Raw genomic sequence first — 10,691 nt, 5'->3', positions numbered from 1 at the left:
CGAAGCCGAAGGCGAGCCCGAAGCCGAAGGCGAGCCCGAAGCCGAAGGCGAGCCCGAAGCCGAAGGCGAGCCCGAAGCCGAAGGCGAGCCCGAAGCCGAAGGCGAGCCCGAAGCCGAAGGCGAGCCCGAAGCCGAAGGCGAGCCCAAACCGAGGCCGACCCGAAGCCGAAGGCGAGCCCAAACCCCGGGGCCGGGACCCAAAGCCGAGGCCCAAGACCAAAGCCGGACCCCTGGGCCAGCCCACAACACCCCGAAGCCGAAGGCGAGCCCCACCCCGGATCGAGCCCCGCTCGATCCCTCGGGGGGTCCCGGGGGGTCGCCCCCCCGAAAAAATTGCGGCCCACCGGGAAGCCGACCAAAGTCGGCGACCACGATGGGCCGGCTCGTGGGCGAGGGGGGAGTTGAACCCCCACGTCCGTTAGGACACACGGACCTGAACCGTGCGCGTCTGCCATTCCGCCACTCGCCCGAGTGGGACTATCTCGTAACCAGGGGACACGCTATCACGCCTGAGATGTCCGCTGCGCCGGGGGGTCGGGGGAGCCGCGGACATGTCAGGCTGCGGAGCCGTAGGGCGTCCGCGCCCGGGGGCATACGATCTCACAGACCGGGAGAAGGGAGGTCGAGCATGGGCGTGCTACAACGCTTCGAACGGCGCCTGGGCGGCCTCGTCGAGGGTGCGTTCGCCAAGGTGTTCAAGGGCGGGGTCGAGCCCGTCGAGATCGCCAGCGCGCTGGCCCGGGAGACCGACGACCGGCGGGCGGTGAGTTCGAACCGCGTGCTGGTGCCCAACGAGTTCGCGGTGGAGCTTGCCAGCGGCGACTTCACCCGCCTCTCCCCGTACGACCGGGCGCTGTGCGACGAGCTGGCGGAGATGGTCCGTGAGCACGCCGCCGAGCAGCGGTACACCTTCGTCGGCCCGGTGACGGTGCGGATGTCCGAGGCCGCCGATCTCGATGTCGGCGTGTTCCGGATCCGCAGCAGCGTGGCGGCGGCCGATCCTGGCGTGGTCGCGGGCCGCCGGTCCCGGCCACATCCGAGCGCCCCCGGCACCCCCCATCTAATGATCACGACGAAGGCGCCGGGTGGCTCCGGCGTCGGGGAACGGGAGTACCCGCTGGACGCCGAGACGACTGTCATCGGCCGCAGCGTCGAGTGTGACATCCGCCTGAACGACACCGGGGTGTCTCGGCGGCATGGCGAGATCCGCCGGCTTCCCGACGGCCAGTTCCTGTACGTCGACGCGGGGTCGACGAACGGCAGCCTGGTCAATGGCCGCGCGGCGACGCAGGTCAAGCTGGTCAACGGGGATCGGATCGAGCTGGGCACCGCGACGATCGTGTTCCAGCGCGGCGAGGGGCGGGGCGGGGCGGGGCGGGGCGCCGCCCGGTCGACTCCCATCCCCGAGCGGGTGGCGCAGCGCCCGACGGCGCCGCCGGACCGGCGCCCGACGCCACCGCCGGACGATCCGTATCGCCGCGGGTCGACGCCGCGCGGCGGGTCGACGCCGCGCGGCGGCCGCGCCGAGCCGTACGCGCCGCGTGACGCGCGCCCGGGGCAGTCGTATCCGCCGGATCCGTATCGGGATGGGCCGGCGCGCTCGGTGAGCGATCCGGGCCCGCGGGACCGCGGGCGGGGCCCGTCGGCCGGGGCCGACGGCTACGCGGGCCAGGACCGGTACGCCGCGCGGGACCGCTACGCGGATCGGGAGCGGACCTCCGATCGGGACCGGACCTCCGATCGGGACCGCGTGGGCCGCCCGGCGCGCGGCGGGCACGACCCGTACCGGCGCGACCCACGCGATTCCCCTGGCGAGCGCGGCGACGACGTCTGGGGCGATGATCCTCGCCGCGAGCCCCAGCGGGCCCGGCCCGCGATGGACGACGGCCTGGAGCCGCTGGAGGACGTGTACGACGCGCAGACGCAGCTGCCGGGCCAGATGGACGTCCCGCGGCCGGGCGGCGGCGGGGGGCGTGGCCGGTCACGCCCTGATCGGGGCTGGTAGTCGTCGATGGACCCGACCGAGCCCAGCGAACTCGTCCTGCTGATCGTCAAGATCGGCTTTCTCGCGCTGCTCTGGGGCTTCGTCCTGGTCGCGGTGCGGGCCGTGCGGCTGGACATGTTCGGCCCCACGAAGCGTCAGCAGCGGCGCGGACCACCGCCCATGGCACGCCCGACACCCCCGTCGCCGCCTCCGCAACCAGTGCACAAGCCGCGGTCTCCGAGCAAACTCGTGGTAACCAAGGGGCACTTGGCAGGCACAACGATTCCGCTAGGATCGTCCCCTGTCACCATCGGACGGGCACAGGACTCGACTCTGGTCCTCGAGGATGACTTCGCATCAGGACGGCATGCGAGACTCGTGCCCCACGACGGGCAGTGGTTCGTCGAGGACCTGGGCTCGACCAATGGCACATACCTCAACCGTACGAAGGTGACCAGTCCCATGCCGGTACCTCTCGGCGCGCCGGTCAGGATCGGGAAGACGGTCCTGGAGCTCCACCGGTGAGCCTCAGGCTTCACTTCGCCGTCCGCTCGGATGTCGGGCACGTACGGGAAGGAAACGAAGACTCCGCGTATGCCGGCCAGCGTCTGCTGGCGGTGGCCGACGGCATGGGCGGTCATGCCGCGGGCGAGGTCGCGAGCTCCACCGTGATCTCCCGCCTGGCCGATCTCGACGACGAGGTCGACAGCGACGACCTCGTCGTCGAGCTGAACGAGGCCGTCCGCGACGCCAACCGCCAGCTGCGCGAGATGTCGCTGGAGAACAGCGCCCTCGACGGGATGGGCACGACGGTGACGGCGGTGCTCTCGTCGGGCGACATGCTCGGCGTGCTGCACGTCGGGGACTCCCGCGCCTACCTGTTGCGCGACGGCGTCCTCAGCCAGGTCACCCACGACCACACGCTGGTGCAGGACCTGGTCGACCAGGGGCGGATCACCCCGGAGCAGGCCAACACGCATCCCCAGCGCTCGCTGTTGATGCGTGCCCTCGACGGCCGGGAGGTCGAGCCCGACCTGTCGGTGCGCCAGGCGGTCCCCGGCGACCGGTACCTGCTGTGCACCGACGGTCTGTCCGGCGTGGTCAGCGAGGACACGATCCTCGAGACGCTGCTCCTGCCCACCCCGCAGGAGGCGGTCGACCAGCTCGTCGACCTCGCGCTCAAGGGCGGCGGACCGGACAACATCACGGTCGTCATCGCCGACATCGAGGAGGATCACGGCGAGGCACTGCCGTACCCGCTGGTCGCGGGCGCGGCGGCGGAGAAGCGCGTGGTGCCGGGGGCGGCCTCGGCGCGCAGTGGTCCCGACCCCCGCCATCCCGACACGGAGTCGGCGGCGGCGAAGGCCGCGCGCATCGGCCGGTCGGGGTTCCACCGCCGGGACCGTCAGCAGCAGGCCAGTGACCGCGGCGACGACGAGGGCGACGACGCGGACGGGGAGGGGGCAGGGGCCGGCAGGCGCCGCAACGGGCGGCGGGTCCTGTTCGTCTCCACCATCGTGCTCGTTCTTGTCGTCGCCGGTGCCGCGGGCAGCTGGGCCTGGGTCCGCGGCCAGTACTACGTCGGCGTCGACGACGAGGACCGCGTGACGCTGTTCCAGGGGGTGAAGGGCAGCCTCCTCGGCGTCTCGTTCTCGTCGGCGCTGTCGCACCACCAGCCGCTGTCCGACGTCGCCGAGCTCGACCGGGACGACCTGCGCAGCGGCATCCCGGCCGACAGCCGGGCGGACGGCGAGCAGATCATCGACTCGCTGGACAAGCCCACCCCCACCAGACCGGCGGCACTCCCCTCGCCCAGTCCGACCCCGACCGAACGGCCGAAATCGCCCTCGCTGCCCGCCGGTGGCGGCCTGCTGACGGCGGCCTGCGCGCAGGCGACCCAGGCCCCCGGTGTCACCGCCGTGCCAGGATGTCCGCCCTCGCCCACTTCGTCCCCGTGACCTCAGGCCAGCGATGACCCGCCCGCCGATTCCCCTCCCCCCGCTGCGCAGGCCGAGGTCGGCGGATCTCACCGCCACCTTCGCCGGGCTGCCGCTGCCGCGGGGCAACGACCTCCCGCCGTACCGCCGGCGCGAGCTGGCCCTGCTCGTCTACGCCGGTGTGGTGGCGACGAGCGCGCTGGCCGCGCTGACCCTCGCCGACGTCGGACAGCTGTCGCTGGAGGTCCTGACGATCGGCATGGGGTTCTTCTGCCTGTGGGCGCTGGCGCACCTCGCGGTGCGGCGCTTCGCCCCGGCGGCGGATCCGGTGCTGCTGCCGCTGGTGGTGACCCTCAACGGGCTCGGGCTGGTGATGATCTATCGGCTCGACCTGGCCAAGAGCGAGGCGGCCAAACGGGCCGGCACCCACATCCCACCGAGCGCGGCCCAGGTCCAGCTGGTCTGGACGCTGCTGGCGGTCATCGTCTTCGTGCTGGTCCTGGCGGTGGTGCGGGATCTGCGAAGCCTCGCCCGGTACGCCTACACGGCGGGGCTCGTCGGCATCGTGGGACTGTTGCTGCCGATCGTCCCGGGCATCGGCACGAGCATCAACGGCGCCCGCCTGTGGCTGCGGATCGGGCCGTTCTCGTTCCAGCCCAGCGAGGTCTCGAAGATCATCATTCTGGTGTTCTTCGCCGGTTACCTGGTGAACAAGCGGGACGTGCTCTCGCTCGCCTCGCGCTCCGTGCTCGGCATGAAGCTGCCGCGTGCCCGCGACCTCGGCCCGCTGCTGGTCGCGTGGCTGGCGAGCCTCGGCATCCTGGTGGTGCAGAACGACCTCGGCTCGTCCCTGCTGTTCTTCGGGATGTTCATGGTCGTGCTCTACGTGGCCACCGAGCGGGCCTCGTGGATCATCTTCGGCCTGCTGCTCTTCATGATCGGCGCGGTGATCGGCTACCACCTGTTCGGCCACGTGCAGGTCCGCGTCAACGGCTGGCTGCACGCCTTCGACGGCGACAACCCGTCCAACCAGTCCTACCAGCTCGTGCAGGGCCTCTACGGGTTCGCCGCCGGGGGTATCACCGGCACCGGGCTCGGCCAGGGCCACCCGCAGAAGGTGCCGTTCGCGAACACCGACTTCATCATGGCGAGCCTCGGCGAGGAGCTGGGGCTGACCGGGGTGATGGCGATCCTGACCATGTACGCGCTGATCGTGCTGCGCGGCATGCGGGCCGCCCTCGGGGCCAAGGACGCCTTCGGCAAACTGATCGCGACGGGCCTGTCGTTCACCCTGGCGCTTCAGGTGTTCGTGCAGGTCGGCGGGGTGATGCGGCTCATCCCACTCACCGGGCTCACCCTGCCGTTCGTCTCCTATGGTGGATCGTCCATCGTGGCCAATGCCGCGATCATCGCCCTGCTGCTGCGGGTGAGTGACAGCGCGCGGCGCGCCCCCGAACCCGTCCTGGATGCCCCGCTGTTCGATCCGGGCGCGGTCTCCGAGAGCCCCACACAGGTGGTGAAGACGACATGAACCGCCCGGCGCGGAAGGTCGCCGTCGCCTGCGTCGTGCTGTTCGCCGCGCTGCTGGTGAACGCGAACTGGTTGCAGGTGGGCCAGGCGAGCAGCCTCAAGACCCAGCCGACCAACGGCCGCCAGGTCACCGAGCGGCTCGAGCGGCAGCGCGGCGCGATCGTCGCCGGCGACACCGAGATCGCCCGCTCGCTCCCGTCCAACGACCAGTACAAGTACCAGCGGCAGTACCCGACGGGCAGCCTCTACGCGAACGTCACCGGCTACTACACCCTGTTCACCGCCGCCGGGATGGAGCGCTCCGAGGACGAGTTCCTCTCCGGCGACGACGACCGGCTGCTGGCCAGCCGGGTCACCGGGCTGTTCACGAACAAGCAGCCCCGCGGCGGCTCGGTGATCACCACGGTGCTGCCGGCCGTCCAGCAGGCGGCCGCGCAGGCACTGGGCAACCGCAAGGGGGCCGTCGTCGCGCTGGACCCGAAGACGGGCGCCGTGCTGGCCATGGTCACCAGCCCCTCGTACGACCCGAACGCGCTGGCCAGCCACACCGAGAAGACCGCGACGGCCGCCTACGGCGTGCTGTCGAGCGACAAGGCCCAGCCGCTGCTGAACCGCGCCACCCAGCAGACCTATCCGCCGGGCTCGACGTTCAAGCTCATCACCGCCGCCGCCGCGCTCGCGCAGGGCCGCACGCCCGACACCCGGATCGCCGCGCCCAACGAGCTGCGGCTGCCGCAGAGCACGGCGACGCTGCCGAACTTCGACGGCGAGACGTGCGGCGACGGCCGGACCGACACCCTCATCCACGCCCTGACGATCTCCTGCAACACCGCGTTCGGGCAGCTCGGCATCGACCTGGGCGCGGACGTGCTGCGCCAGCAGGCACAGGCGTTCGGCTTCGGCGAGACCTTCCCCGACTTCCCCCTGCCACAGGCCCGCAGCGTCTTCCCGTCGACGCTCGACGGCGCGCAGACGGCGCAGTCGGCGATCGGCCAGTACAACGTGCGGGTCACGCCCCTACAGATGGCGGAGGTGGTGGCGGCGATCGCCAACGGCGGCAAGGAGATGAAGCCCTATCTCGTGTCCGAACTGCGTGGGCCGGACAAACGGACCATCAGCCGCACCAGCCCCAAGGAGCTGGGCCAGCCGATCAGCGGCGACGTCGCCGGCCAGCTCACGACCATGATGGAGAGCGTGGTGACGTCGGGAACCGGCCGCAAGGCACAGCTCGACGGCGTCTCCGTCGCCGGTAAGACGGGTACCGCGGAGCACGGCACGGGCGAGCCGCCGCACGCCTGGTTCGTCGGCTTCGCGCCGTCGGACGCGCCGAGGGTCGCGGTCGCCGTCATCGTCGAGGACGGCGGGGGCGAGGTGGGCACCGGCGGTGCCATCGCTGCCCCCGTCGCGAAACAGGTCATGCAGGCCGCATTGGACACGCCATGAACAACTCCCCCGGCAACCCGACGTCGCCCTCGCAGCCGTTCGCGGGTGCCGCGTCCCCGAACACCGTGCTGGACAACCGGTACCGGCTCGACGGCCGGATCGCCGCGGGCGGCATGGGCGAGGTGTGGCGCGGTCACGACCAGACCCTCGGCCGCCCGGTGGCCGTCAAGCTGCTGCGCCCGGAGTACGCCAGCGACGAGTCGTTCCTCGTCCGATTCCGCGGTGAGGCGCGGCACGCGGCGCGGCTGTCGCACCCGGGCGTCGCGTCCGTCTACGACTACGGCGAGGTCGCGACCGCCGACGACTACCCCACCGCCTATCTGGTGATGGAGCTGGTCGAGGGCGAGCCGCTGTCGGCCGCGCTGCACCGGGAGAAGCGGCTGGCCCCCGAGCGGATGCTCGACATCCTCGGCCAGGCCGCCGACGCCCTGCAGGCCGCGCACGCCCTCGGCGTCGTGCACCGCGACGTCAAGCCCGGCAACCTGCTGCTGCGCCCGGACGGCGCGGTCAAGGTGACCGACTTCGGCATCGCCCGCGCGGTCGACGCCGCCCCGCTGACCGCGACCGGCATCATGATGGGCACCGCCTACTACGTGTCGCCCGAGCAGGCGTCCGGGCGGCCGGTGACGCCGGCGTCCGACGTCTACTCGCTCGGCGTGGTCGCCTACGAGTGTCTGGCCGGGCGCCGGCCGTTCGACGACCGCAACCCGATCGTCGTGGTGATGGCCCACCAGCAGGACACCCCGCCGCCGCTGCCCTCGGACGTCCCGTACCAGGTGCGGGCACTGGTCGAGTCGGCGATGGCCAAGGACCCGAGCCGCCGGCCGAGCTCGGCGGGCGCGTTCGCCCGCTCGGCGGCGGGCATCCGGCGCAACCTGTGGCCGCCCGACTCCCCCGGCCGCTGGCCGGGCCAGGCATCCAGCCCGCCCGACGCGACCGCACGCCATCCCGGCCCGGGTGCCGGCATCCCGCCGACCGGCGGGCAGACAGGCCGCCCGCTGCGCGCCACCGCCCGCAACCGGCCGCCGTCCTGGCTGCCGCCGGCGCAGAACCCGCCGTCCGGGCGGACGAGCGGGCCCGGCCGCGCCGGCTCCGGCCCGGACCGCACCCAGGCGGCGCCCGGTGCCGCCCCCGGCGGACCGAACCTGCCCGCCACCGCCATGCACAGCCCGCCGTTCGCCGACACCGACTACCACGACGCCGGCTACGGCGAGACCGCCTACCGCGGGCCGGCCGAGCCGACCGGGTACGGGCAGCAGGGTGGCTACGGCCCCGAGACCGGGTACGGCGACGAGCCCGGATACGGTGGGGACGGTGGCTACCGGGGGGGCGCCGAGCGCGGTGGCGGCCGCGATCCGGGCACGCTCTACCAGCCCGGCCCGCCCGCCTGGTCACGCCCGCCCGGCGGGGGCGGCGACGCGGACGAGGCCTGGCAGGGACGCGCCGCCCGCCGCCGCACGGACGCCGGGCGCGGCTCCGGCCGCCTGGCGCTGCCCCTGCCGGTCCTGATCATTCTGTTGGTCCTCACGATCGCCATTACCGCCTTCGTGACCAACAAGTTGTTCTCCAGCAATGGTTCCGAATCGAACTCGGCCGCCACACCACCAGGGGTGGTGTACCCGACCTCATTCGGTGATGAAATCGTCAACGGCAGTGCCGGGTCGGCGGTCTCCGGCGCGGGAGGGGCGACGGCGGGGGAGTATTCGTGACCGACGCGACGGAGATGTACACGCCCGACGCGGCTCCGCAGCTCGTCGGCGGCCGCTACGAGCTGGGCGCCGGCATCGGCTATGGCGGCATGGCCGAGGTCTACCGCGGCCGGGACATCCGCCTGGGCCGTGAGGTCGCGATCAAGACGCTGCGCTCGGACCTCGCCCGCGACCCGACGTTCCTCGCCCGTTTCCGGCGCGAGGCGCAGTCGTCCGCGGCGCTGAACCACCCGGCGATCGTCTCGGTGTACGACACCGGCGAGGACGAGATCAACGGGACGCACATCCCGTACATCGTCATGGAGTTCATCGAGGGCCGGACGCTGCGCGACGCGCTGCAGGCCGAGGGCCGGTTCACCGAGCGTCGCGCGATGGAGATCACCGCCGACGTCTGCGCCGCGCTGGACTACAGCCACCGGATGGGCATCATCCACCGGGACATCAAGCCGGCGAACGTGATGCTCAGCCCGGACGGCTCGGTCAAGGTGATGGACTTCGGCATCGCCCGGGCCACCACCGCCACGTCATCGACGATGACGGCCACCGCCGCCGTGATCGGCACCGCCCAGTACCTGTCGCCCGAGCAGGCCCGCGGCGCCCGCGTGGACGCCCGCAGCGACGTCTACACCACCGGGGTGCTGCTCTACGAGCTGCTCACCGGCTCCCCGCCGTTCCGCGGCGACAACCCGGTCGCCGTCGCCTACCAGCATGTCCGGGAGGACCCGGACCCGCCGTCCGCGCACGACCGGGACATCTCCCTCGAGGCCGACGCGATCGTCCTCAAGGCGATGGAGAAGGACGCGGACGACCGGTATCTGACCGCGGGTGAGATGCGCGACGATCTGGAACGCGCCCTGGCCGGGCGCCGCGTACACGCCATGATGGATGGTGGTGGCGCCAACGGTGCCGCCACCACCCTCGGCCCCGCCACGGCCGCCAGCACCGCGCTGATGGGCCGCGGCGACCGCGCCGGCTACCCCACCCGGGACCGTTACGGCAGCGACGACCGGTTCGAGGCGGACGCGACGTCCTACCGGGACGACGGCTACGACGACGGCCGGTTCGGCACCGGCCCGTTCGACCGCTACGACGTCACCGGCGCCATCGACCGCCGGGCACTGCCCGACCCGCAGCGGTCCCAGACGTGGAAGTACATCCTCGCCGGCCTCGGGATCGTCGTGGTGTTCGTCGCGGTCGTGCTGCTCGCGACCTCGTTCCTCGGCGGTGGCGGCGGCGGCTCGGCGGAGCAGATCACCATCCCCTCCGGCCTCGTCGGCCAGAGCGAGACGCAGGCCCGGGCCCGGCTGCAGAGCACCGGGTATCGCGGCACGCCACGCATCGTCACGGTCGACGCTCCGGACAAGGCCGGGCAGGTCATCAAGGTCGATCCCGCGCAGGGCAGCAAGGTCGCCATCGACGGGGTCATCACCCTGACCGTGGGCAAGGCTGCCGGGGACGTGACGATCCCGGATGATCTCATCGGCAAACCTCAGGCCGCCGCCGAGGCCGAGCTGCGCAGCCTCGGTCTGACGCCGAACTCTCAGGTCTACGCCAACCCGTCGTCGCACAAGGTCGGCACGGTGGACAGCACCGACCCTGCGGCCGGATCGCCGGTCAAGCCGGGCGCGATGGTGACCCTGAACATCGTCAGCGCCAACGTCAACGTGCCCGACGTGACCAACCGGTCGGTCTCGAGCGCGATCCAGCTGCTCAGCCAGTCGGGTCTGCAGGCGACCCAGCAGTCGGTCGTCAACAGCAACGTGGCGCCCGGCACGGTCATCGACCAGTCGCCTGCCAGCGGCAACGTGCCGCGCGGGTCGACCATCACCCTGTCGGTGGCCACCGCGGCGCCGACGACCGCCCCGCCGAGCCCCACCGAGACCGCCCCGCCCGACGGCCAGCCCACCCAGCAGCCCGGCACCCCCTCCCCGTCCCCCACCCTGCTCCCGACGCTGACACCGACGACCCCCGTCGGCGCCGGTGGCGGTCAGGGCGGCGGAGGGCAGGGCGGCGGTGGCGGTCAGGGCGGTGGCGGTCAGGGCGGTGCCGGCCAGGGCGGGACAGGCTGAGCGGGCAGGCAGGAGGTTC

General features: G+C 72.5%; 8 protein-coding genes and 1 tRNA gene. 7 read left to right on the top strand and 2 right to left on the bottom strand.

What is annotated here, in order from left to right; all coding sequences use genetic code 11:
- Window positions 1–181: hypothetical protein (locus AC6EXY_RS01100; RefSeq protein WP_499816820.1), on the bottom strand; the 181-nt coding region annotated here is incomplete at its 3' end.
- Window positions 182–386: 205 nt separating this feature from the next.
- Window positions 387–469, bottom strand: a tRNA-Leu gene (locus tag AC6EXY_RS01095).
- A 159-nt stretch (window positions 470–628) separates the two neighbouring features.
- Here AC6EXY_RS01095 and AC6EXY_RS01090 point away from each other — a divergent pair.
- Genes AC6EXY_RS01090 through pknB form a run of 7 tightly spaced genes read left to right on the top strand, consistent with a single transcriptional unit; the run spans window position 629 to window position 10,672 of the window.
- Window positions 629–2,005 (top strand): FHA domain-containing protein, encoded by a 1,377-nt coding sequence (locus AC6EXY_RS01090; protein WP_499816819.1) that lies wholly within the window; start codon window positions 629–631, stop codon window positions 2,003–2,005.
- A 6-nt stretch (window positions 2,006–2,011) separates the two neighbouring features.
- The gene (locus tag AC6EXY_RS01085) at window positions 2,012–2,509 is read left to right on the top strand and encodes an FHA domain-containing protein FhaB/FipA (RefSeq protein ID WP_101831995.1); all 498 of its coding nucleotides are present in this window, start codon (window positions 2,012–2,014) and stop codon (window positions 2,507–2,509) included.
- Window positions 2,506–3,942, top strand: coding sequence for a PP2C family protein-serine/threonine phosphatase (locus AC6EXY_RS01080; RefSeq protein ID WP_101831996.1), 1,437 nt, complete (start codon window positions 2,506–2,508; stop codon window positions 3,940–3,942). Before AC6EXY_RS01085 ends, AC6EXY_RS01080 begins: the two co-directional genes overlap by 4 nt.
- Before the next feature lie 13 nt (window positions 3,943–3,955).
- Window positions 3,956–5,452: an FtsW/RodA/SpoVE family cell cycle protein gene (locus tag AC6EXY_RS01075; RefSeq protein WP_101831997.1), complete on the top strand. Its 1,497-nt coding sequence runs from the start codon at window positions 3,956–3,958 to the stop codon at window positions 5,450–5,452.
- Window positions 5,449–6,894, top strand: coding sequence for a peptidoglycan D,D-transpeptidase FtsI family protein (locus tag AC6EXY_RS01070; RefSeq protein WP_101831998.1), 1,446 nt, complete (start codon window positions 5,449–5,451; stop codon window positions 6,892–6,894). Before AC6EXY_RS01075 ends, AC6EXY_RS01070 begins: the two co-directional genes overlap by 4 nt.
- Window positions 6,891–8,603 (top strand): serine/threonine-protein kinase, encoded by a 1,713-nt coding sequence (locus AC6EXY_RS01065; protein WP_101831999.1) that lies wholly within the window; start codon window positions 6,891–6,893, stop codon window positions 8,601–8,603. The genes AC6EXY_RS01070 and AC6EXY_RS01065 overlap by 4 nt, the downstream gene beginning before the upstream one ends.
- Window positions 8,600–10,672: a Stk1 family PASTA domain-containing Ser/Thr kinase gene (gene pknB / locus AC6EXY_RS01060; RefSeq protein WP_499816818.1), complete on the top strand. Its 2,073-nt coding sequence runs from the start codon at window positions 8,600–8,602 to the stop codon at window positions 10,670–10,672. The genes AC6EXY_RS01065 and pknB overlap by 4 nt, the downstream gene beginning before the upstream one ends.
- Window positions 10,673–10,691: the final 19 nt, after the last annotated feature.

This window comes from Frankia sp. RB5 (genome assembly GCF_059816245.1).
This window is presented reverse-complemented; position numbering and strand designations above follow the sequence as displayed.

What these genes read in the sequence shown, in the direction of transcription:
- AC6EXY_RS01090 (WP_499816819.1), top strand. Translation starts at nt 629, where the DNA reads ATGGGCGTGCTACAACGCTTCGAACGGCGCCTGGGCGGCCTCGTCGAG.
- AC6EXY_RS01085 (WP_101831995.1), top strand. Translation starts at nt 2,012, where the DNA reads ATGGACCCGACCGAGCCCAGCGAACTCGTCCTGCTGATCGTCAAGATC.
- AC6EXY_RS01075 (WP_101831997.1), top strand. Translation starts at nt 3,956, where the DNA reads ATGACCCGCCCGCCGATTCCCCTCCCCCCGCTGCGCAGGCCGAGGTCG.
- AC6EXY_RS01070 (WP_101831998.1), top strand. Translation starts at nt 5,449, where the DNA reads ATGAACCGCCCGGCGCGGAAGGTCGCCGTCGCCTGCGTCGTGCTGTTC.
- AC6EXY_RS01065 (WP_101831999.1), top strand. Translation starts at nt 6,891, where the DNA reads ATGAACAACTCCCCCGGCAACCCGACGTCGCCCTCGCAGCCGTTCGCG.